Raw genomic sequence first — 21,500 nt, forward strand, 5'->3', positions numbered from 1 at the left:
CGGTGTTGGTCGAATGAACGTCAGGTGACGTGACCGTCCCAACTGAGCCCGTGCGCGGCCAGTTCCTCCCGTACGTACGGATCGTCCAGCGCCCCCAGCTCCGCGAAGTGGCGCAGGGCGGGCCGGGCGGCCTCACGGCCGTACGCGGCCACCGCGTGCGGCGGGTGGGTCTCGGCCAGCACCTGCTCGGCCTCTCCCGGCCGCAGCCCGGCCGCGGCCAGGTCGGCGCGGAGGGCGGGGAGGTCGGGGCCGAGGAACGCGGCGACGGCCCGCGGGACCAGCCGGCCGGCCGTGCGGCGCTGGCGGGCGTCGAGCCGGGCCCAGAGCAGGCGCAGGAAGGCCGCGAAGTAGGCGTGGTGGCGGGCTTCGTCCCGGGCGTGGTCGCGCAGGGTGTCGCGGAGCGCGACGGGCATCAGGGGGTCCTCGGCGCCGGCCGGCAGGGTGGCGGAGACCAGGGTCTCCGAGCAGACCACGAAGACCAGTTCGGCGAGCTGCGCGGACCGGGGCCCCACGGCCTCCCGGACCGTCGCCAGCCGGGCCAGGAAGGCCGGGGCGCCGGTCTCGGGTGCCGCGACGCCGGTGGCGTGGCGGAGCTGGCGGGCGAGGTCGGCGGCGGTCAGCGCGTGCCAGGCCTCGTCGCAGTAGAGCTTGTACGCGTCGAAGCGCATCTCCTCCGGCAGTTCGACGCCGAGGGTGCCGTGTGCGATGCCGAGGGCCGTGCGGTTGACGACCAGGTGCTCCAGGCGTGCGGTGAAGTCGAGGTAGCGGTGGGCGTGCAGCGCGAGCAGCCGGGTCCGGGCGGGGGCCGGCAGCGCCCGGACCAGGGGGTGGCCCGTGACGGGCGCGAGGGCCGGCGAGAAGGGTGCCGTCCCCGCGGGGAGCACGAGCGTCCGGCGCAGCGGGGGGCGGGCGGCGACCCGCTCGTACCAGTCGCCGAAGGGGCTGCGGTACGGGGCGGGGCCGTACGGGGAACCGTCCGCGGGGGCGTCCGCCGGTGCGGCCGGGTACGGGGGGCCGCCCGCGCCCGGCGGGACGGGCGGCGGCGGGGGACAGGGGGCGAGGGCGGTACAGCCCGTGAAGAGCCCGGCTACGCCGCACATGACGAATCCACCTCGGGGAAAGGGGCCTTAAGGGGGTGAATCGATCGTGAACCGGTCCGGCCGGGGACGCCAGGGCCCGGCGCTGGCCACAACCAGCCGCGGCCTCACCCGGCCAGTGGCCGCGGCCGCGCGGGACGGGCGCAGCGCGGCGCCGGCCGGCCGCCGTCGGCCCCGGGCGACGGGTGCGCCGGGCCCCCGGCTCACTCCTCCGTGAGCCAGCCGCGGGCCATCGCGCGGGCGCCCGCCTGGAAGCGGCTGTCGGCGTCCAGCTTGGCCATCACGTCCGTCAGCAGCCGGCGCAGGGTGCGCGGCGAGACGCCCAGGGAACGGGAGACGGCGTCGTCCTTCATGCCCTGGAACAGCATCCGCAGCAGCGCGCGCTCGCGTTCCGTCAGGGGGTCGTCGGCCGGTGCCGGCGGTTCGTTGTCCGGCAGCTTGGCCCCGTGCACCCAGAAGTGCTCGAAGACCCGGCACAGCACCTCCACCACCCGCGGGTCGGTCATCAGCACCGCCGCCTGCCGGTCGTCGGGGGAGGGGGCCGCCGCGTACGCCTGGATCCCGTCGACCACGATCAGCCGGAACGGCAGCACCGGGGCGATCCGCACCTCCGCGCCGGACTCCTCCAGCGCCCGCAGGTGGGCGCGGCCGTGCGGGACCCGCAGCATCGCGTCCAGCTGGAGCGTCCGCATGCCCACGCCCCGGTCGAGGAGTTCGTGGTTGCGCCGCATGCCGTCGGCGAGCTGCGCCGGGCTGCGGGGGCGGCCCGGGTGCATGGAGAGGATCTCCTTGCGGGCCCGGGCGGTGGCGCTCTCCAGGGAGGCGCCGATCTCGGCCTCGCCCACGATCAGCTCGCTGCCCGAGCCGAGTGCGGGCTCGGCCAGACCGGGCGCGGAGGTCAGGCGCGCGTCGATGGCGGCGAGGGTGGTCTGGAGCTGCTGGAGCCGGGCCATCCGCTCGGCGTTGTACTGCTGCTCCTGCTCGAAGAGCCGGGCGAGGGCGGCCTCCGGCGTGACCGGGAGGGGCTCGCCGGTCACCGCGTGCCGGTGTACCAGCCCGCACTGGGTCAGCCCGGCCAGCGCGGCGGCGAGTTCCGCCTCGGAGAGGAGCAGCTCGGCGCGGAGCGCGGCCAGCGGTCTGCCGGGTGCGGCGATCAGCTGCCGGAACACCTCATGGGTGAAGTCGAACTCTTCCTTCTGCATGGTCAGCAACCCCCCGTGGTGGCCCGTCCCCCCTGGCCGTCCCCACCGCGCGGGATCATAACTATGTGAGCCTCCGAATGCCCACCGTGATTGGTTCGGTCCAACATGCGGGCGGCGGACGCCACCCCCGATGTCCAGGATGCGGACCGGGATCTCGGAATGGCCGTGTCCAGCCATGGCCGAACCTGGCCGATGGAACTCCCTTTCCCAGCTCCTGTGGCCGGGACAAGATCTCCTTGAAAGCGCCGACCAGGGAGCGGCGCCGCCCGGCCGGGCTTCCGGCCGTACCGGCACCGGCTCCCACTCGCCCTCAAGGACTGAGAACTTATGCGCCTCTCCGCTCTGCTGCCCTCCTCCTCCTCCGCTTCCGTCGCGGCCGCCGTCGCCCTCGCCGCCGGTGCGCTGGTCGTCGCGGCGCCGCTCGCGGCCGCCGCCGGCACCACCGCGCAGCCGGGCCAGACCGTCACCGCTCCGGCCGCCGGCGCCGGTACGGACGACATGACCTGGTAACTCCCGCCGCCACCGGGCCACTTGGGCCAGGAGCACCGGCACGACCCGTACGACCGCACCACCCCGTACGCGGCGGCCCACCCCGTACGACCGCACCACCCCGTACGACGCCCCACCCGGCACCACCGCCCCACCCCGCGCGCCGTACCCGCGCCCCGTACCGCCCGCGCCCCGCGCGACCCGTGCGCCACCCGCACCGCCCGCGCCCCGCGCCATACCACCGCTCACCGCTCACCACCCGCGCCGCCCGGACCCGTACCGATCCGGCCGCACGGCACCCCGCGCGCCATCCGCGCCGCACCACCCGCACCACCGACGGCAGTCCTGACGGCCCCCCGCGCCGCAGGACCGGGCCGCCATGCCCCGGCACGCCCCACGACCGGCCGCCGGGCACGAAGGAACCGCACTCAGGAGGACACTCACTTGACCCCCACACCCACCCCCACGGACGCCGGCGCCCCCGCCCGCCGCGTCAGCGTCGTCACCGGCGCCGGCAGCGGCATCGGGGCCGCCACGGCCCGCGCCCTGGCCGCGGCCGGCCACCACGTGGTCCTGACCGGCCGCCGCGCCGAGCTCCTGGAGCGCGTGGCCAAGGAGATCCGGGCGGCCGACGGGACCGCCGCGTCCGGGGGCAGCGCCGAGGTGTACCCGCTCGACATCACCGACGCAGCCGCCGTACGCGCCTTCGCCGAGCACGTCGGCCCGGTCGACGACCTGGTCAACAACGCGGGCGGAGCGGTCGGCGCGGAGAGCGTCGCCGACGCCGACCCGGCCGACTGGCGGGCGATGTACGAGGTCAACGTCCTCGGCACGCTCCGGCTGACCCAAGCCCTGCTGCCCGCCCTGGAGGCGAGCGGCCGCGGCACGGTCCTGGTGCTGTCCTCCACCGCGGCCTTCACCGCCTACGAGGGCGGCGGCGGTTACGTCGCCGCCAAGGCCGGCGCCCACGCCCTGGCCGCCACGCTCCGCCTGGAGCTGTGCGGCCGCCCGGTCCGCGTCGTCGAGATCGCCCCCGGGATGGTCAGGACCGACGAGTTCGCCGTCAACCGCTTCCGCGGCGACGAGGCCAAGGCCGCCGCCGTCTACCAGGGCGTGGCCGAGCCACTGCTCGCCGAGGACGTGGCCGACACCGTCGTCTGGTCCCTGACCCGCCCCCCGCACGTCAACGTCGACCTGCTCGTCGTCCGTCCCCGGGCCCAGGCGGCCCAGCACAAGATTCACAGAGAGGCCTGAGCCCGTGGAGATCGGACTCCTCACCGCGGCGGCCTTCGTCGCCGGATTCATCGACTCGATCGCCGGCGGCGGCGCGCTGATCCTCGTACCGGCGGTGCTGTTCGCCGGCTACGCGCCCCAACTCGCCCTGGGCACGGAGAAGTACGTGTCCACGGTCGGCACCGTGGCCGCCCTGTGGAACTTCGCCCGCAGCAAGAAGGTCATCTGGAAGCTGGTCGGCGCGGGCGTGGTCTTCGCGCTCGTCGGCGCGTACGCCGGAGCCAAGGTCATCCTGCTCTTCGACGCCGACACCATCGGCAAGCTGATCACCTTCCTGATCCCGGTCGGCCTGTTGCTGACCCTGCTGCCCAAGCGCAACAAGCACGCCGAGACCCTCACCGAGCTGCACGGCCTCACGCTGTGGCTGTGGGTGCCGCTGCTCTGCTTCGGCATCGGCTTCTACGACGGCTTCTTCGGCCCCGGCACCGGCTCCATGCTGATCCTGGGATTCCACCTGCTGCTGCGGGTGGGCCTGGTGGAGTCCTCGGCGACCGCGAAGGTCTTCAACCTCGCGTCCAACGTGGGCGCGCTCGTCGCCTTCGTCATCTCCGGCCACATCCTGTGGCTGATCGGCATCCCGATGCTGCTGGCGAACATCGCGGGCAACTGGGTCGGCAGCAAGGCCACCCTGCGCGGCGGGGCCAAGGTGGTCCGCGCCACCCTCGTCGCCTCGCTCAGCGTCCTCTTCGCCTCCCTGATCCTGCGCTACGTCGTCTGACGCGCGCCGAAAGAAAGCAGGTCCCTTCGCGGGGACACCCTCTCAAGGAGCAGACATCACCGTGCTCAGCACCGCAGTACCGCCCGTCGTCCAGCTCGCCCTCACCGACGCCGAGTCGGAGCGGGCCCACCGCAGCATCCTCGCCAACCTCCCGCCGGACGGGCTCGACCCGGACCTGGAGACCGTCATCCTCGGCCGGATCGGCGCCGAGGCCCTGATCGGCGCGCTGTCCCCGGAGGCGCTGGCCGAGGTGGCCGGCTTCCCGCGCTCCGGCTCCTGCCTGATCGTGGTGCGCAACCTGCCGCAGCAGGAGCGCTGGCCCGCCTCGCCCACCAGCGGCTGGGCCGCCGAGCGCGACCTGTCCGTGGTCAACGCCCTGCACCTGGGCATGCTCCAGCTGATGGGCATCGCGCCGTTCGCGGTCGGCTACGAGAACGCCGGGCACCTGCTGCGGAACGTCGTCCCCAACCCCGCGGCGGCCGGCACCACCAGCTCCTGGGGCGCCGACCAGGAGTTCTTCTGGCACACCGACAACCCCCACCTGGGCTTCGGCGCCCCGGGCTGCGACCCGCGCCGGTACGTGCCGCGCTTCCTGACCTTCTGCGGGATCCGCAACGAGGAGCAGGTCCCCACGGACGTCATGCCCCTGCCGTACGCGCTGGAGGCGATGGACGAGGGGCTGCGCGAGGACCTCGGGCGGGCCTGGTACGAGGTGGCCGCGCCGGACTCGGTGCGCCCGGGGGAGGGCGGCGACCGCCAGGCGCTGCGGTCCGTCCCGCTGCTGGAGCCGGCCGGGGCCGAGGGCGGGCTGCCGCGGATCCGCTTCGACCGGGGGACCACCACGGCGGCGGTGCCGGAGGCGTTCGACGTGCTGGCGCGGTTCTCGGACGCGCTGGAGGCGGCCCCGTACGAGAGCCTGCTGCTGGGTGCCGGGGACTTCCTGGCCTTCGACAACTACCGGGTGCTGCACCGGCGCGTGGGCTTCACCCCGGCGGGCAGCGGCCGCGAGCGCTGGCTGCGCCGCTGCTACGCGGGCTGAGCGGGCGCCGCTCTGCTGCGCGGGCCGAGCGGCAGCCGCGCCGGCTGAGCGGCAGCCGCGCCGGCTGAGCGGCAGCCGCGCCGGCTGAGCGGCAGCCGCGCCGGCTGAGCGGCAGCCGCGCGGGCCGAGCGCGTACCGGAAGGTCGTGGCACCCGGTCCGGAGCCTCCCCGGCCCCGGACCGGGGCCGTCAGTGGGCCGCGGCCGGCTTGAGGGCGGCGGTGTGGGCGTCCATGCGCGTGGCGGCCAGGATCGCCGCGGCGGTGTCGGCGCGGGACGCGGCGACGACCAGGGCACGGGCGGCGAGGTCGTGGGCGCGGTGGTGCAGGGCCTCGGTGTCGGCGTCGGAGAGTCCGGCGTGCCGGGCCGGCGGGGTGCCCCGGAGTCGGGCCACCTGGCCCGCGATCTCCTCGGCCGCCTCGTCCAGGCCGAGCTCGTCGGTCACGGCGAGGAGGGCGGCCAGGTGCCCGGCGAGCTGGATGTCCAGCTCCTCACCGCGGCTGCGGTGGGGGTAGTCGGGGCGGCCGGGCATGCGGTGGACCGACTTGGTGCGGATCGGCTCGTACATGGGGATGGCCTCCTGGCGTGGTCAGGAGGCCATCCTACATTGGAATGGTTCTAAAGTAGAGCTGGGTCCAGGGTATGTGTCAGGTAAAGGAGTCGGGCCCCGCGTCCCCTGCTGTGCGACAGGAGATGCGGGGCCCGAAGTGCGTCACGGCTGGCCGTAGCCGTCGAGGAAGTTCCCGATCCTGGTCACCGCGTCGCCGAGGTCCTTGGCGTTCGGCAGGGTGACGATCCGGAAGTGGTCCGGCTCGGGCCAGTTGAAGCCCGTACCGTGCACGACCATGATCTTCTCGGCCCTGAGCAGGTCGAGGACCATCTGCCGGTCGTCCTTGATCTTGTAGACGGCCGGGTCCAGCCTCGGGAAGAGGTAGAGCGCGCCCTTGGGCTTCACGCAGCTGATGCCGGGGATCTGCGTGAGCAGCTCGTACGCCGTGTCCCGCTGCTCCAGCAGCCGCCCGCCGGGCAGCACCAGGTCCTCGATCGACTGCCGGCCGCCCAGGGCCGTCGCCACGGCGTGCTGCGACGGCATGTTCGCGCACAGCCGCATGTTGGCGAGGATGGTGAGGCCCTCGATGTACGAGGCCGCGTTCTTCTTCGGGCCGCAGACCGCCATCCAGCCGGCGCGGTAGCCGGCGACGCGGTAGTTCTTCGAGAGGCCGTTGAAGGTCAGGGTGAGCAGGTCCGGCGCGATGGCGGCGGTGTTGGTGTGCGTGGCGCCGTCGTACAGGATCCGGTCGTAGATCTCGTCGGAGCAGACGATCAGGTTGTGGCGGCGGGCGATGTCCGTGAGGCCGCGCAGCATCTCCTCGCCGTAGACCGCACCCGTGGGGTTGTTCGGGTTGATGATCACGATCGCGCGGGTGCGGTCGGTGACCTTGCGCTCGATGTCGGCGAGGTCCGGCATCCAGTCGGACTGCTCGTCGCAGCGGTAGTGCACGGCGGTGCCGCCGGCGAGGGAGACCGAGGCCGTCCACAGCGGGTAGTCCGGCGCCGGTACGAGCACCTCGTCGCCGTCGTCCAGCAGCGCCTGCATCGACATCTGGATCAGCTCGGAGACGCCGTTGCCGAGGTAGATGTCCTCGACGTCCAGGTCGATGCCCTTGGTCTGGTAGTGCTGCATCACGGCGCGGCGTGCCGAGAGGAGGCCCTTCGCGTCCCCGTAGCCGTGGGCGTTGCCCAGGTTGCGGAGCATGTCCTCAAGGATCTCGGGAGGGCACTCGAAACCGAACGCCGCCGGGTTTCCGGTGTTGAGCTTGAGGATGCGATGACCTGCTGCTTCAAGCCGCATCGCCTCTTCGAGCACAGGGCCCCGGATCTCGTAACAGACGTTCGCGAGCTTCGTCGACTGGATCACCTGCATACACAGGAGACTACGGGGCCGCGGCGGTGGCCCGCTGGGCCTTTCCGCCCACCGCCCGTCCGGCGATTTGTCCGGTTTCCCCCTTCGTAAGGTTCCCCGGCACCGGCCCCCTTGGATTCCTGCCCCCCGACCCGGTCCGGGCCTGTGGATCCCACCCCTCCGGTGACCGTCCCCGGCTCCCGTGTTGCGCTCGTCACGCTGCTGCGCGCGGGGCGTGCGCGGGGGCGCGGGCAGGAGGCGAGGTCGACGGGCAGCCTTGCGGGTCTGGTCGTCTGTCCGTTGTGTTCCGGGGAGGGTCAGAGGGCGTGGGTCGTGGCCAGCGCCCCGAAGGCGACGATCAGGGCGCTGATGGTGAGGTTGACGGCCCGGTGCTCCCAGAAGACCGCCACGAACTCGCGGATCGTGGCGCTCGGCCAGAAGTAGCGGGCCGTCGGGGACCCCAGCACCTGGCCGTTGACCCCCGCCCGGCGGGCCGTCATCGCGGCCCGGAACGCGTGGAAGTTGTTGGTGACGACCACGCAGCGGTACGCGGGGTCCTCCGCCAGCATCAGCTCCCGGCTGAACCGCATGTTCTCGTCCGTCGTACGGGACCGCTCCTCCACCCGCAGGTGCTCCTCCGGCACGCCCCGCTCCCGCAGCCAGCCGGCCATCGCCCGCGCCTCAGGCAGGCTCTCGTCCGGCCCCTGCCCGCCCGAGGTCAGCAGCAGCGGCGCCGGCCCGCCGCGGGCCACCTGGGCGGCGTAGATCTCGCGGCCCTTCTCCAGTCGCGAGGCCAGCAGCGGCGGGACGCGCTCGCCGCCGATCAGCCCGGAGCCCAGCATCACCACGAAGTCCACGTCGCCGCGCACCCGGATCCGGCCGTAGAGGTAGGCGTACCCGAGGAAGCACAGGAAGATGAACGAGACGTAGGCGACCAGCATCACCAGCGTGCCGACGATGCCGTCCAGCACCGGCGAGCCCTCCGTGCCGACGGCCACCAGCAGCCCGATCATGCAGAAGATGCCCACGCCCGCCATCAGGGACAGCAGGTTGGCCGGGCCCCGGCCCTCCTTGCGGACCATCGTCATCCCGTTGGCGACCAGGAAGACGCCGAGCGCGACCGTGCCGAGCGCGGGGACGGCGAAGACGGTCAGCAGGATGATCTCCGCCGCGAGGTACGGGAGGTGGCGGATCTGGGCCAGCAGCGCCAGGGACAGCGTGATGAAGGTCAGGCCGAGCAGCACCGCGTTGCGGAAGCGGCGCCGGTCCTCGCGGACGCTCAGGCAGAAAGCGGCGAAAAGCAGGGCAGCGGGGACGAAGGCCAGCATGCCGCCATCGTAGGCCGCACACGTTCGACGACGCGGGGTTCCCGGTGATCCGCCCCGGGGCCCCGGATCAGTCCCCGCGCCGGACCGCGCGGCCCGCCAGCACGTCCGTCCGCCGCCCGTCCCGCACCGTGAAGCGCCCGTCGACCAGCACGTACGGGATCCCGGTCGGCGGGGTCCGCGGCGCCGCGAAGGTCGCGCCCGCGGCCACCGTCTCCGGGTCGAACAGCACCAGGTCCGCCCGGTACCCCTCGCGGACCAGTCCCCGGTCGGACAGGCGCAGCCGGGCCGCCGGCCGTCCGGCGAGGTGTGCCACGCACTCCTCCAGCGAGAGGACGCCGAGTTCGCGTACGTACCGGCCCAGGTAGTGGGGGAAGGTGCCGTGGGCGCGGGGGTGCGGCTTGGCGCCGCGGAGGATGCCGTCGGAGCCGCCGGTGTGCGCGGGGTGGCGCATGATGGCCCGTACGTTCTCCTCGTGGCCCACGTGCTGGAGCACGGTCGGCCCCAGGCGGTCGCCGAGCAGCAGCCGCCGGGCCGTCTCCCAGCCGTCGAGGCGCCGCCCCACGTACCCGGCCAGCGCCGGGTCCGACACCCCGGAGACCTCGACCGACGACCAGTCCACCGGCACCCCGTGGCACCCGTCCGAGCCCTCCACCTCCATCGCGTGCCGGATCCGCGCCGCGGTCGCGTCGTCCCGCAGCCGCGCCAGCACCGCCTCCGGGCCGCCCTCGTTCGCCCAGCCGGGCAGCAGCGCCGCCAGGGTCGTGCAGCCCGGGGTGTAGGGGTAGGTGTCCAGCGTGAGGTCGGCGCCGGCGGCCAGGGCCCGGTCCAGCAGGGCCAGCAACTCGCCCGCCCGGCCCGCGTTCTCGGCGAAGTTCATGGTGGCGTGCGCCAGGTGCAGGGCGCAGCCCGCCTCCTGCGCGAGCGCCACCATCTCCTCGTACGCCGCCAGCGCGCCGCGCCCGTACGAGCGGTGGTGCGGGCAGTAGTAGCCGCCGTACTCCGCCACCACCCGGCACAGCTCGGTCAGTTCGGCGCCGTCCGCGTACATGCCCGGCGTGTAGGTCAGCCCCGAGGACATGCCGACCGCGCCCTCCGCCAGCCCCTGAGCGACGAGCCCGCGCATCCGGTCCAGCTCGTCCGGGCGGGCCGGCCGGTCGCCCCAGCCCATCACGTGGGCGCGGACCGTGCCCTGCGGCACCAGGTACGCGGCGTTCACGGCGATGCCCTCGCCGCCGAAGCCCCGGTCGAGGCGGTCGAGGTAGCCGGCGACGGTCCGCCAGTCGAAGTCGACGTCCGAACCGTCGCCGTTCCAGCCGGTGATGGCCCGGCGCACCTCGTCGAGGGTGCGGTCGTCCACCGGCGCGTACGACAGGCCGTCCTGGCCCAGCACCTCCAGGGTCACGCCCTGGAGGGCCTTGGCGCCGTGGTCGGGGTCGGTGAGCAGGGCAAGGTCGCTGTGCGCGTGCATGTCGACGAAGCCCGGGGCCAGGGCGAGCCCGTGGCCGTCGAGGGTCTGCCGGCCGCCGCCGGGGATCCGGCCGATCGCGGCGATCCGCCCCTCGTGCACGCCGACGTCGGCGGTGTACGAGGGGCCGCCGCTGCCGTCGACGACGCGGACTCCGCGTACCACCAGGTCCACGGCGGGGGCTCCTTCGCTCGGGGCGGGGCGGGGCGGGGCGGGGCGGGGCGGGGTGGTCGGGGCGGGCCGGGCGGGGCCCGGGGCGGGGCTCAGAAGAAGGTGCGGACGAAATCGGTGACCGTGCCGTCGTCCGCCACCACCGGGATCAGCGGCCACTTCTCGAAGATCGTGCACGGGTGGGCCATCCCCAGCCCGACCCAGTCGCCGACCTCCAGGTCCCCTTCCCCGGCCGTCTCCAGCCAGGCGTGCTGGTCCGACAGCTTGACCACGGCCGTCCCCTCGGGGGCGGGCCGCTCGACCCCGTCGCGGGCCCCGCGCACCGCCTCGACCACCGGGAGCCCGAGGTCGTACGCGATGTCGCGCTTGCCGGCGTTGACGAAGGCCTGGGTGGGCGTGGGCCGGGAGACGACCTGGGTCCACAGCCGGAACGCGGGCAGCAGGCCGCCCTCCTCGGGGACGCGGTTGAAGGGGGTCAGCCCCTCGTACCAGCCCCGGTCGTGCGAGACGTACGCGCCGGAGCGCAGCAGCCGCAGCACCGGCAGGGACAGCTCCGGCACCTCCGCGAACACCTCGGCGACGGCGTCGAACCACTCGCTGCCGCCCGCGCTGACGACGATCTCCGCCAGCCCGGTCCCGGCGAACCGGCCCGCCTTGTCGAACTCGGCGGCCAGCCCCGTCAGGCGGCGCAGCCAGGCCCGCACGCCGTCGGCGTCGGCGCCGGGCATGGTGGCCTCGTACCCGGCCACGCCCACCAGGCGCAGGGTGCCCGCGGCGGAGACCGCGTCCGCGACGGCCGTGCAGTCGGCCTCGGTACGGGCGCCCGTGCGGCCCTCGGCACCGGCGCCCAGCTCGACCACGACGTCGACCGGCCGGCCCGCGCCGGCCGCCCGCAGCGCCGCGTCCATCAGCTCGACGCCGCGCACGGAGTCGACGTAGCAGACGAAGCGGAAGTCCGGGTCGGCGTCGAGCTCGCGGGCCACCCAGGCCAGGGCGGCCGCGTCGACCAGCTCGTTGGCCAGGAAGATCCGCCGGATGCCGAACGCGCGGTAGACGCGGGCCTGGTGGGGCATGGCGGCGGTGATGCCCCAGGCGCCGTGGTCCAGCTGGCGCTCGAACAGCTGCGGGGCCATGCAGGTCTTGCCGTGCGGGGCGAAGGCCAGGCCGTGCCGGGCCGCGTACGCCCCGAGCGCGGTGAGGTTGTGCTCCAGGGCGGTGGCCGAGAGCGTCAGGACGGGCGTGGTGAACCCGCCGGTGTAGAGGTCGCGGTGCTGGGCGGCGAGCTCGCCGACGGTGAGCCCGGCGGCCTCGGCGTCCGGGGGCAGCCCCTTGAAACGGTGGTCGACGGTCTCCTCTGCGAGTCGCCGCACGCGGTCCTCCATGCCCAGCCTCCAACTGCCGTACGGGTGTTGCGTATGTTGCAACGGTCGTTGCGGTGCTCGCTCCACGCTGTCTAGCATCCGGGTGGAGCGCTGGTCAACGAGCCTAGGCGGGTGACGGATGGATCTGGTCGCGGTGGGCGAGTCGATGGTCGCCCTGCGGCCCGCTACCCCCGGCGCGGGACTCGCGGACGCCGACACCTTCGTACGGACCGCCGGCGGTGCCGAGTCGAACGTCGCCTGCGCCCTCGCCGCCGCGGGACACCGCACCCGCTGGCTGAGCCGGGTCGGCGACGACGCCTTCGGCCGGTACGTCACCGCCGGCGTGGCCGCGTACGGGGTGGACGTCTCCGGAGTCGTACGCGACCCCGGGCGCCCCACCGGGATCTACTTCCGCACCGCCGCCGACCGGGCCGCCGGAGCGGACGGCGTCGCCTACTACCGGGCCGGCTCGGCCGCCTCCGCCATGGCCCCCGGCTGCTTCGGCCCCGCCCTGCTGGCCGCCCGGGTCCTGCACCTCACCGGCATCACCGCCGCCCTCTCCGAGGGCTGCGCCGACCTGCTGCTCGCCCTCACCGGGGCACCCCGCGCCTCCCTGGTCTCCTTCGACCTCAACCACCGCCCCGCCCTCCGCCAGGACCCGGCCCTGCTGCTGACCCTGGCCCGCCGGGCCGGCCTGGTCTTCGCGGGCGCCGACGAGGCCGCCGCCCTCTGGGGCACCATCGGCCCCGCCGCGCTGCGCGCCCTGCTGCCCGAGCCCGCGCAGCTGGTGGTCAAGGAAGGGGCGCGCGGGGCCACCCTGTTCACCCGGGAGAGCGGCACCGGCGACACCGAGGTCTTCGTGCCCGCCCCGCGCGTGGACGTGGTGGCCGCCACCGGTGCCGGCGACGGGTTTGCGGCCGGCTACCTCGCGGGGGTACTCAGGGGGCTGGGCCCCGAGGAGCGGCTGCGCCTGGCACACCGGTTCGCCGGGGCCGCCCTCGCCACACCGGGCGACGTGCCACCGCCGGGGGACACCACCGCCACGGCCTCGGCAACGACGCCGGCCCGGGTCACGGCCCCGGCCCGGGCCACCGCCCCGCCGGCACCCCCGGCAGCGGTCCCGGGCACGCCCCGGACCACCACCCCACCAGCGGAGGACACCCCATGAGCCAGACCGTCGACCGGGCCCTCGGCATCCTGCCGCTGCTCGCGAAGGGCCCCGCCGACCTCGGCACCGTCGCGGCCGCGCTGGACGTCCACAAGTCCACCGCCCTGCGCCTGCTGCGCACCCTGCACGAGCACCGCTTCGTCCACCGCCAGCAGGACGGCCGCTACCGCCTCGGCGCCCGCCTCTTCGCGCTCGCCGCACAGGCCGTGGAGAACCTCGACGTGCGCGAGATCGCCCACCCGCACCTCGTCGAGCTCAACGAGCGCACCGGCCACACCGTCCACCTGGCCGTCCACCAGGACAACGAGGTGCTCTACATCGACAAGATCGACAGCCGCTACCCGGTCCGGATGTACAGCCGCATCGGCAAGCCCGTCGCCATCACCGTCGCCGCCGTCGCCAAGCTGCTCCTCGCCGACCTGCCCCTCCCGGAGCGCACCGCGCTCGCCGAACGGCTGGACTACCCCGCCTACACGCCGCGTTCGACACCGGACGCCCGGGCCTTCCTGGCCGAGCTGGCCGTCGTACGGGACCAGGGCTGGGCCGCCGACCTGGGCGGGCACGAGGAGTCCATCAACTGCGTGGCCGCACCGGTGCGCGACTACGCGGGGCGGGTCGTCGCCGCGCTCTCCCTCTCCGCCCCCAACGTGGTCGTCAGCGCCGAAGGGCTGCTCGCGCTGCTGCCCGAGGTGCGCCGCACCGCCGCGGCGGTCGGCCACGACTACGCAGGAACCGACAGCACGGACCACGTGCACCACACCGACCACGCCGACAGCAAGGAACCCACGACGTGACCGAGAAGACCGCCGTCACCCCGCCCGCCCACACCGCCCCGCCCGCGGCCTTCTCGCACGGCGTGCGCAAGGGCAACATCCTCCAGGTCGCCGGCCAGGTCGGCTTCCTCCCGGCCGTCGGGGGACAGCCGCCCACGGTCGCCGGGCCCACCCTGCGCGAGCAGACCCTCCAGACGCTGGAGAACGTCCGCTCGGTGCTGGAGGCGGGCGGCGCCGGCTGGGACGACGTGATGATGATCCGCGTCTACCTCACCGACACCGGCCACTTCGCCGAGATGAACGAGATCTACAACGCGTACTTCGAGGAGCAGGCCCTCAAGCAGGCCCCGGCCGCCCGCACCACCGTCTACGTCGGCCTCCCGGCCGGCCTGCTCGTCGAGATCGACGCCCTGGCCGTCCTCGGCTGACGCCCCCGTCCGCCCACCCGCCCACCCGCCCACCCGCCGGTCCGTCCGGCCGGACAACGGAAAGGGGCGCCCCCCTGGCGGTGGGGCGCCCCTGGTCACGCGGCGGGCGTCAGACGCAGTACGTCGACTCCTTGCCGATGGACCGGTACATGCAGTCCGCGTTCTCCAGCAGCTGGAGCACCGCGTCCTTGTTCCGGCTCGTCTCGCGCTCGATCACCTCGTCGGGCGGGTAGAAACCGCCCTCCCAGGAGGTCTCCGGGTACATCTCGAAGGTGTAGCCGAAGATCTTGTGCACGCCCCACAGCCAGTCGTCGATCGACCCGTCCGTGATGTAGAGGTCGCTCGACTGCTCGGGGGTGTAGCCGTTGCTGGCCGCCATCTTGCCGCCGACGGTCGCGAAGGCCTTCTGGTCGTCGACGGTCAGGCCCGCCGCCGTGTCCGCCGTGGTCCAGCCGTACGGCCACAGCACCAGCTCGCTGTACGTGTGGAAGTCGATCGCGGCCTTGATCTGCTGCTTGCCGCCGACCACCCGGCTGCGCACGAAGTCCGAGACCACCTTCACCTCGGGCGCCGACTCGGGCGCGGTACCGCGGTAGGTCTCGGAGGACTTGCTGCCGCTGGAGCCGCCGCAGCAGCCCCACTTGTAGTTCCAGTTGCGGTTCTCGTCCGTGCCGACGTACGAGGAACCCGAGTTGGGCTGGCGGTTCTTGCGCCACGAGCGGTACGAGCCGGTGGCGATGTCGTACTCGCCGCCGTCGGGGTTGAGGTCCGGGACGATCCAGATCTCGCGCTCGTTGACCATCTTGGTGATGCGGGCGTCGGAGCCGTACCCGGCGCCGAACTCGCGGAGCAGGTAGAGCGCCATCTCGACGGTCAGGTGCTCGCGGGCGTGCTGGTGGTGCGTGAAGAGCACCTCGGGCTCGGCCTCGTCGGTGCCGACGTTGTCGCTGATCTTGATCGCGATCAGGTCGCGGCCCTGGTACGACTTCCCGATCACCCGCTTGCTCATGATGGACGGGTACGCGGCGAGCCGGGTGTCGATCTCCGCGTTCATCTCGGCGTAGTTGTGGTACCGCGAGTCGGCCGAGGGGAAGTCCATCGGGGTGGCCGCGACGCCGGGGGCGTTGCGGTTCGCCGGTCCGGGCAGCGCCTGGAGGCGGTAGCCCATCGAGCGCAGCTTCTTCGCCTGCATCGGGTCGGCGCTGACGACGACCGTGTGGTCGCCGACCTCGTCGATCGACACGCCCGTGCGGGCCACCGCGGTCCGGTCGGCGGGCGTCGAGGGGCCGTGGATCTCGTACTGGACGATCGCCTCGTCCTGCGTCGCCGTCGACGGAACGGGAGCGGGGGAGGCGTTGGCGCTGACGCCGACGGCGGGTGCGCCGAGGGCGAGCGCGAGAAGGGCCGCGAGGGTGGCGGCCTTTCTGGGGCGTAGCCGCATTGAGGTCTCCTGGGGTCGGAGGTGTGGGGGTGGCTCCGTGCGGACGCGCACAGCGTGCGCTCATGACATGGCCCGGTCAAGAGCCGGAGTTCGGCCAAATCCGCACCCGTCCGGTAGACGTACACCCCCACACCCCTCACTCAGGGCGCGGCACTCCCTCAGGGGAGGGCGTGGACCTTCGGGCCCACCGCATTGGACCAGGCGCTGCCGGCCTTGGCGTCCCAGTTCGTGGACCAGGTCATGGCTCCGCGCAGGCCCGGGTAGGTCTTCGAGGGCTTGAAGGAGCCGCAGTTCGTGCCGCGGGCCAGGCAGTCCAGGGCGTTGTTCACGACCGTGGGGGAGACGTAGCCGCTGCCCGCGCCGCTGGTGGAGGCGGGCAGGCCCAGTCCGACCTGCGAGGCGTCGAGGCCGCCCTCCAGCTGGATGCAGGCCAGGGCGGTGAGGAAGTCCACCGAGCCCTGCGAGTACACCTTGCCGTCGCAGCCGAGCATGGCGCCGCTGTTGTAGTACTGCATGTTGACGACGGTGAGGATGTCCTTCACGTTCAGCGCTGTCCTGAAGTAGGCGTTCGACGTCGACTGCATGTCGATCGTCTGCGGAGCCATCGTCAGGACCAGGCCCGGGCCCGCCTTCTGCGAGAGGGACCGGAGCGCCTGGGTCATGTAGGTGGCGTTGAGGCCGTTCTCCAGGTCGATGTCGATGCCGGAGAAGCCGTACTCCTGCATCAGGGCGTACGCGGAGTCGGCGAGGGCGTTGGCCGAGGCCGAGTCGTTGACGGTGATGGTCCCCTTCTCGCCGCCGACGGACAGGATCACCGACTTGCCGGCCGCCTTCTTCGCCGCGATGTCGGCCTTGAACTGGGCGGCCGTGTAGCCGCCGAGCCCGGCCGAGTCGAGGTTGAAGGCGATGGCACCGGGCGTGGCGGTGGCGTCGGCGAACGAGACCGCGATGATGTCGTACTGCGCGGAGACGTCGGAGATCCGCTGGACGGTCGCGCCGTTGTTGAAGTTCTGCCAGTAGCCGGTCAGGGCGTGCTTCGGCACGGACGGGTTGGGGTTGGTCCCCCCGCTGGTCGTCGTGGCGCTGACGGCTGGCGACTTCGGGCCCTCGCCGGCCGCGTTGTACGCGCTCACGGCGAAGGAGTACGTGGTCGACGCGGCCAGTCCGGTGACGGTGGTGCCGGTGGCTCCGGTGACCGTCTTCACCCGCTGGCCGTCCTGGTACACGTGGTAGCCGGCGGCCCCGGCGACCGCGTTCCAGGTGAGGTTCACGGAGGAGGCGGTCGGGCCGCCGGCGGCCAGGCCGCCGGGTGCGCCGGGTACGGAGGGGCCGGGGTCGGTGCCCCCGCCGCCGTCGGGGCCGAAGACGCTGAACTCGTCCGCGAAGTAGGCCGGCTGGCCGTACCAGCCGTGCGTGTAGACGGTCACCTGGGTGGTGTTGGCGCCGGTGGTGAAGGTGGTGGAGAGCTTCTGCCAGGCGCCGGTGCCGCCGGGGGTCCAGGTGGAGACGTCCGAGGTGCCGGTGCCGGTCGCGCCCAGGTAGACGTACGAGCCCTGCACCCAGGTGCTCAGCGTGTACGTGGAGCCCGGCTTGACGGTGACGGTCTGCGCGCAGCGGGCGTTGTCCTGGCCCGAGGGGGTGGCCTTGAGCGCCGCGGTGCCGGTGTGGACGGGGGAGGAGACGGTGGTGCCGCTGCCGGCGGAGCAGGTCCAGTTGGCGAGGCCGTTCTCGTAGCCGCCGTTGCGGGCGACGTTGACGTCGGCCGCCCGGGCCGTGCCGGCGGCCAGGGCGGTGAGGCCCGTGGCCGTCAGGACGGCGGCGGAGAGCAGGGAAAGGGAGCGTATGCGGTTCACGAAGGCTCCGTGGGGGGAGTGTTGGCGGTGGTGGGGGCGCCCGCCATCAAGTTGGTCCAGACCAATCGCCCTGTCAAGGGTCTGGGCGCCATTGCCCCGCAAGGGGGGGTGCTGACCGGGTTTGATCATGTGTTGGCATAGGTAAATCGGCCAGTGACCGAATTCATGCGCTCCCGTCACATTTCTTTTCCGGTCCCGGGGTAGAACTGCGGGATCGCCCTCCGCACCCTCTTGTCCCGGTTTTCGGCCAACTGTGACCCGTCGTCAGCCCACAGGAAAGAACAAGGCCCTGCCCCGGCAGGTATGACGCGGATAAGGTGCTGGAGCAGGAGGGACGAGCAGTGATCATTTGCGGTCGCGCAGCACGTGCGCGCCCGCGGTGAACGGGGTGAACGGGGGATTCACGTGCCGACCGCCATCGCAGTCACCAGTGCCGACCTGGTGCTGCCCGCTCCGGACCGCCACACTCCGCCCGCGGTGACGCTCCAGTCCCCGGAGGCCGTGGACCTGGAGGGCTCGCTCGCCGAGACGGCGGCGCTGCTGGAGCGCCACGGCTACCTCGTCGTGGTCGTACCCAGCTCGCTTCCGGCCGCTTTCGTCCGCCGCCTGCACACCGTTCGGGCGATTCTGGAGAGTGACCGGATCGCGCTGCTCGACATCGATCTGCCGCCCCTGGGCATCGCCCTGCTGGTGCGTCAGCTCCGGCAGCTCTCGATCTGCGACTTCAGCCCGGGCGTCCTGGCCTCGGCCGCCCGGCTGCTGGCGCACTACGTCTACGCGGGCGCGCTGCTCGGCACCGTGGCCCGGCTGGACCGCGTACCGGTCAGCCTGAAGAGCCACGCCAAGTCCTGGATGCCGGGCTCGCAGTTCGCCGTGCTCGCCAACCCGCAGCCGCGCCTGGTCCGCCTCGGCGCCCAGGGCGCGGAGCCCCTCCCGGGCCCCGACTTCGGCACCCAGCTCACCTTCGCCCGCGGCCAGCTCGCCTCCGAGTGGGTGGCCGCCGAACTCGCCCCCGCCTGGCAGGTCCAGGGGGTACTGGAGAGCCCGCTGCCGGCCGACTCGGCCGGCTGGTGGGGCACCCCGCGCCTGGTGGAGTTCGCGGCCGCCATCCCCGACATCTCCGTGCTGTACCAGCTGGTGGCGTCCGTACGCCGGGCCGACTGCCACTGGTGCGGCCTGGAGCTCATCGGCGACCGCTGCGGCTTCTGCCAGGCCCCGCTCGCCCCGCCACCGCTGGCGTCGGCCTCGTAGGGGTGCGGCGCCGCCGAGTACCCCCCGCATCCAGAGGACTCACCGACTGACGACGACCGACGAGGTAGCCCGGCTCGTAACGGGATCCCCCTCGTGAAAGAGGGGCTCTCAGCCCGCTGGGCTGAGAGCCGCCGTTACCAGCACCAGCCGACAACGCATATTGGAGGTGACTGAAGTTGGCTACGTTCCGCGTAGGCGAGAAGACCCACCCAACTGTGCTTCACCAGCAGTTGGCTCTGGAACTCGGCCCAGCAGACAACCCCGGGATCAGGGACGAAACGGGGGCCGAGCGCCGTGAGGCAACCGGCGTGGAACGTGTGCGAGGTGAGATCACCGCTGCTTCACCTGGCAGCGATGACGTCACCCCCGGCCCCCCCGGGGTCGGGGAGGAGCCGCGTGAGCGGCACCCGTTCGTGTTCGTGCTCGACAAGCACGGACACCCGTTGCAGCCGTGCACGCCGGCGAGGGCGAGGAAGCTGCTCCAGAAGGGCAGGGCTGTCGTTCACCGTCACACGCCGTTCGTGATCCGGCTGAAGGACCGGACTGCAGCCGACTCGGAGGTGGACGGCGTCGCGGTCGGCATCGACCCCGGCTCCCACCACACCGGTCTCGCCGTATTCACCACCCAGGCGGGCGAGCGCCGGGCCCGGTATGCCATTCGGCTGGACCACCGGGGCGCGTTGATCCGCAAGAAGCTGGAGCAGCGCTCGGCCTACCGTCGCGGCCGCCGCACCCGGAACCTGCGCTGCCGCGCCCCGAGGTACCTCAACCGGACCCGGCCGGCCGGCTGGCTGGCGCCATCGCTGCGACACCGGGTGGAGACGACCATGTCGTGGACCGGCCGCCTTGCGCGTTGGGCACCGGTCAAGGCGGTGCACGTGGAACGCGTCGCGTTCGACACCCACGCCCTCAGCGCCGGGAAACCGCTGGAGGGGTTGGAGTACCAGCAGGGAACCCTCCACGGATACGAGGTACGTGAGTACCTGCTGACGAAGTTCGGGCGGGCCTGCGTGTATTGCGGCACCATGAACGTCCCCCTCAACATCGACCACGTCCACCCCCGCTCGCGAGGCGGGACGGACCGGATCTCCAACCTCGTCCTGGCCTGCGTCCTCTGTAACGAGACCAAGTCGAACCGCCGCTTGGAAGAGTTCGCGCCGAAGCGGGCTGCCGGCATCCTTCAGAGGGCCAAAGCCCCGCTGCGGGACGCAGCCGCCGTCAACGTCACTCGTTGGGCACTGTGGCGGGCCCTCAACGCGACAATGCCCACCCACACCGCCGGTGGAGGCCGCACCAAGTGGAACCGCACCCGCTGTGGCTTGCCGAAGACCCACACCCTGGACGCCCTGGCCGTCGGCAAGCTCCACTCGATCACCGAGACCGTCACCCGCGTCCTGGTCGCCGGATGCTTCGGGCGCGGAACCCATGCCCGGACCCGACCGGACAGGCACGGTTTCCCTCGCCTGCGCATGCCCCGGCAGAAACAGTTCTACGGCTGCGTCACCGGCGACCTCGTCCGCGCTGTCGTCCCCACCGGCAAGAAGGCAGGAACCCACACCGGCCGCGTCGCCGTCCGCGCCAGCGGCAGCTTCAACATCACCACTGCCGACGGCACCGTGCAGGGCATCCGGCACCAACACGTCCGGCGCCTCCAACGCGCCGACGGATACGCCTACACCACCATCCCCGAAGGCAAACCCTGACCTGCGGCCCAGAGCACGGCCTTTCGCTCTGACGGCGAGACCCCGCCCACCGCCCTGCTCGGCAGCGGCTTCGTTTCCTCCCCAGGCTGAAGCCGGGGGTATCCACGAAGGAACCTGATGAACTCACGCCAGCGACGCGGTGTCATCCTGCTCCTCCTCTCCGTCCTGTGCGCCTTCGCGGCCTTCGTCGGAGTCCTCTCCGTGATCAGCGACGTCAATTCCAAGGTCGGCCCCGAGGTCGTCGCCTACCGCGTCAAGAGGGACATAGCACCGTACGCGGAGCTGTCCGCCGGCCAGTTCGAGCGGGTCAAGATCCCCAAGCGCTGGCTGCCCGACACCGCGGTCACGGACATCGCCGCGGTCGAGCGCAAGACCGTACTCACCACGCTCCAGGCCGGCTCGCTGCTCCAGGCCGACATGATCGTGGACCGGCCGCAGCTCAAGACGGGCGAGCAGGAGATCGCCATCATGATCGACGCCGAGACGGGCGTGGCGGGCAAGATCCACCCGGGCGACAAGGTCAACATCATCGCCACGTTCGAGGGCAAGAAGGACGGCGCCCCCGACGTCTCCAAGATCATCGTCACCAACGCCCGCGTCCTGAACGTCGGCAAGCTGACCGCCCTGGAGAGCGAGGGCGACCGCCGGGGCTCCTCCGAGGCCGTCCCGATCACCTTCGCGCTGGAGACCAAGGACACCCAGCGCGTCGCGTTCGCCGAGTCCTTCGCCGAGCACGTCCGGCTGGCCCTCGTCGCCCCCGGCAGCGACACCTCCCTGACCCCGGCCGAACGCATGTACACCCTCGAAGGGGACAAGTGA

19 protein-coding genes are annotated in these 21,500 nt (G+C 72.9%); 10 read left to right on the forward strand and 9 right to left on the reverse strand.

Going from position 1 to position 21,500, the window contains the following annotated elements; genetic code table 11:
• Window positions 1–20: 20 nt before the first annotated feature.
• Window positions 21–1,100 (reverse strand): diiron oxygenase, encoded by a 1,080-nt coding sequence (locus ACIF6F_RS30945; protein ID WP_399954326.1) that lies wholly within the window; start codon window positions 1,098–1,100, stop codon window positions 21–23.
• Between the two features lie 200 nt (window positions 1,101–1,300).
• Complete coding sequence (locus ACIF6F_RS30950) at window positions 1,301–2,299, reverse strand: LuxR C-terminal-related transcriptional regulator (RefSeq protein ID WP_399954329.1); 999 nt, start codon at window positions 2,297–2,299, stop codon at window positions 1,301–1,303.
• Window positions 2,300–2,626: 327 nt separating this feature from the next.
• Here ACIF6F_RS30950 and ACIF6F_RS30955 point away from each other — a divergent pair, with 327 nt between their 5' ends.
• The 4 genes from ACIF6F_RS30955 to ACIF6F_RS30970 all read left to right on the forward strand — a co-directional run bounded on the left by ACIF6F_RS30955 (window position 2,627) and on the right by ACIF6F_RS30970 (window position 5,838).
• Window positions 2,627–2,809: a hypothetical protein gene (locus tag ACIF6F_RS30955; protein WP_399954332.1), complete on the forward strand. Its 183-nt coding sequence runs from the start codon at window positions 2,627–2,629 to the stop codon at window positions 2,807–2,809.
• Between the two features lie 423 nt (window positions 2,810–3,232).
• The gene (locus ACIF6F_RS30960; RefSeq protein ID WP_399954335.1) at window positions 3,233–4,042 is read left to right on the forward strand and encodes an SDR family NAD(P)-dependent oxidoreductase; all 810 of its coding nucleotides are present in this window, start codon (window positions 3,233–3,235) and stop codon (window positions 4,040–4,042) included.
• A 4-nt stretch (window positions 4,043–4,046) separates the two neighbouring features.
• Window positions 4,047–4,799, forward strand: coding sequence for a TSUP family transporter (locus ACIF6F_RS30965; protein WP_399954338.1), 753 nt, complete (start codon window positions 4,047–4,049; stop codon window positions 4,797–4,799).
• Between the two features lie 61 nt (window positions 4,800–4,860).
• Complete coding sequence (locus ACIF6F_RS30970; RefSeq protein WP_399954342.1) at window positions 4,861–5,838, forward strand: TauD/TfdA family dioxygenase; 978 nt, start codon at window positions 4,861–4,863, stop codon at window positions 5,836–5,838.
• A gap of 188 nt (window positions 5,839–6,026) precedes the next feature.
• Here the strand turns inward: ACIF6F_RS30970 and ACIF6F_RS30975 are convergent, their stop codons facing one another.
• The 5 genes from ACIF6F_RS30975 to ACIF6F_RS30995 form a co-directional block, all read right to left on the reverse strand.
• On the reverse strand, window positions 6,027–6,404 hold the full coding sequence (locus ACIF6F_RS30975) for a hypothetical protein (RefSeq protein WP_399954345.1): 378 nt from the start codon (window positions 6,402–6,404) through the stop codon (window positions 6,027–6,029).
• A gap of 144 nt (window positions 6,405–6,548) precedes the next feature.
• Entirely contained in the window at window positions 6,549–7,760 is a 1,212-nt protein-coding gene (locus ACIF6F_RS30980; RefSeq protein ID WP_399954349.1) for a pyridoxal phosphate-dependent aminotransferase, read from the reverse strand.
• A gap of 296 nt (window positions 7,761–8,056) precedes the next feature.
• Window positions 8,057–9,067, reverse strand: a complete 1,011-nt coding sequence (locus tag ACIF6F_RS30985) for a YdcF family protein (protein WP_399954352.1) — start codon at window positions 9,065–9,067, stop codon at window positions 8,057–8,059.
• A 67-nt stretch (window positions 9,068–9,134) separates the two neighbouring features.
• Entirely contained in the window at window positions 9,135–10,706 is a 1,572-nt protein-coding gene (locus ACIF6F_RS30990; RefSeq protein WP_399954355.1) for an amidohydrolase family protein, read from the reverse strand.
• 89 nt (window positions 10,707–10,795) lie between these two features.
• Complete coding sequence (locus ACIF6F_RS30995; protein ID WP_399954358.1) at window positions 10,796–12,085, reverse strand: alanine racemase; 1,290 nt, start codon at window positions 12,083–12,085, stop codon at window positions 10,796–10,798.
• Window positions 12,086–12,203: 118 nt separating this feature from the next.
• Between ACIF6F_RS30995 and ACIF6F_RS31000 the strand changes: the two genes are divergently transcribed.
• The 3 genes from ACIF6F_RS31000 to ACIF6F_RS31010 are packed head-to-tail and all read left to right on the forward strand — an operon-like array spanning window position 12,204 to window position 14,433.
• A complete protein-coding gene (locus tag ACIF6F_RS31000) occupies window positions 12,204–13,232 on the forward strand; it encodes a sugar kinase (protein ID WP_399954361.1) in 1,029 nt (342 codons plus the stop codon).
• On the forward strand, window positions 13,229–14,026 hold the full coding sequence (locus ACIF6F_RS31005; RefSeq protein WP_399954365.1) for an IclR family transcriptional regulator: 798 nt from the start codon (window positions 13,229–13,231) through the stop codon (window positions 14,024–14,026). The genes ACIF6F_RS31000 and ACIF6F_RS31005 overlap by 4 nt, the downstream gene beginning before the upstream one ends.
• A complete protein-coding gene (locus ACIF6F_RS31010; protein WP_399954369.1) occupies window positions 14,023–14,433 on the forward strand; it encodes a RidA family protein in 411 nt (136 codons plus the stop codon). Before ACIF6F_RS31005 ends, ACIF6F_RS31010 begins: the two co-directional genes overlap by 4 nt.
• A gap of 109 nt (window positions 14,434–14,542) precedes the next feature.
• Here ACIF6F_RS31010 and ACIF6F_RS31015 read toward each other — a convergent pair whose 3' ends face one another.
• Both ACIF6F_RS31015 and ACIF6F_RS31020 read right to left on the reverse strand, forming a co-directional pair.
• Window positions 14,543–15,874 (reverse strand): M14 family metallopeptidase, encoded by a 1,332-nt coding sequence (locus tag ACIF6F_RS31015; protein ID WP_399954375.1) that lies wholly within the window; start codon window positions 15,872–15,874, stop codon window positions 14,543–14,545.
• A 158-nt stretch (window positions 15,875–16,032) separates the two neighbouring features.
• A complete protein-coding gene (locus ACIF6F_RS31020; protein WP_399954378.1) occupies window positions 16,033–17,727 on the reverse strand; it encodes a chitinase in 1,695 nt (564 codons plus the stop codon).
• Window positions 17,728–18,132: 405 nt separating this feature from the next.
• On the opposite strand from ACIF6F_RS31020, the gene ACIF6F_RS31025 reads away from it, so the two are divergent.
• From ACIF6F_RS31025 to cpaB, 3 genes are all read left to right on the forward strand, one after another.
• Entirely contained in the window at window positions 18,133–18,978 is an 846-nt protein-coding gene (locus ACIF6F_RS31025) for a hypothetical protein (protein ID WP_399954381.1), read from the forward strand.
• A gap of 419 nt (window positions 18,979–19,397) precedes the next feature.
• Window positions 19,398–20,681: an RNA-guided endonuclease IscB gene (gene iscB, locus ACIF6F_RS31030; protein WP_399954600.1), complete on the forward strand. Its 1,284-nt coding sequence runs from the start codon at window positions 19,398–19,400 to the stop codon at window positions 20,679–20,681.
• A 117-nt stretch (window positions 20,682–20,798) separates the two neighbouring features.
• Window positions 20,799–21,500 carry a Flp pilus assembly protein CpaB gene (cpaB, locus tag ACIF6F_RS31035; protein ID WP_399954384.1) on the forward strand — a complete coding sequence of 234 codons (702 nt, stop codon included), beginning with the start codon at window positions 20,799–20,801 and terminating at the stop codon, window positions 21,498–21,500.

Origin of the sequence: Streptomyces sp. NPDC086023 (assembly GCF_044540325.1) — a bacterium.
Classification (GTDB): Bacteria; Actinomycetota; Actinomycetes; order Streptomycetales; family Streptomycetaceae; genus Streptomyces.

Excerpts from the sequence above, each read along its gene's own strand:
- ACIF6F_RS30985 (WP_399954352.1), bottom strand. The coding sequence starts at position 9,067 with ATGCTGGCCTTCGTCCCCGCTGCCCTGCTTTTCGCCGCTTTCTGCCTG.
- ACIF6F_RS31000 (WP_399954361.1), top strand. The coding sequence starts at position 12,204 with ATGGATCTGGTCGCGGTGGGCGAGTCGATGGTCGCCCTGCGGCCCGCT.
- ACIF6F_RS30950 (WP_399954329.1), bottom strand. The coding sequence starts at position 2,299 with ATGCAGAAGGAAGAGTTCGACTTCACCCATGAGGTGTTCCGGCAGCTG.
- ACIF6F_RS30945 (WP_399954326.1), bottom strand. The coding sequence starts at position 1,100 with ATGTGCGGCGTAGCCGGGCTCTTCACGGGCTGTACCGCCCTCGCCCCC.
- ACIF6F_RS30955 (WP_399954332.1), top strand. The coding sequence starts at position 2,627 with ATGCGCCTCTCCGCTCTGCTGCCCTCCTCCTCCTCCGCTTCCGTCGCG.
- ACIF6F_RS30980 (WP_399954349.1), bottom strand. The coding sequence starts at position 7,760 with ATGCAGGTGATCCAGTCGACGAAGCTCGCGAACGTCTGTTACGAGATC.
- cpaB (WP_399954384.1), top strand. The coding sequence starts at position 20,799 with ATGAACTCACGCCAGCGACGCGGTGTCATCCTGCTCCTCCTCTCCGTC.
- ACIF6F_RS30975 (WP_399954345.1), bottom strand. The coding sequence starts at position 6,404 with ATGTACGAGCCGATCCGCACCAAGTCGGTCCACCGCATGCCCGGCCGC.
- ACIF6F_RS31015 (WP_399954375.1), bottom strand. The coding sequence starts at position 15,874 with ATGCGGCTACGCCCCAGAAAGGCCGCCACCCTCGCGGCCCTTCTCGCG.
- ACIF6F_RS30995 (WP_399954358.1), bottom strand. The coding sequence starts at position 12,085 with ATGGAGGACCGCGTGCGGCGACTCGCAGAGGAGACCGTCGACCACCGT.
- ACIF6F_RS31005 (WP_399954365.1), top strand. The coding sequence starts at position 13,229 with ATGAGCCAGACCGTCGACCGGGCCCTCGGCATCCTGCCGCTGCTCGCG.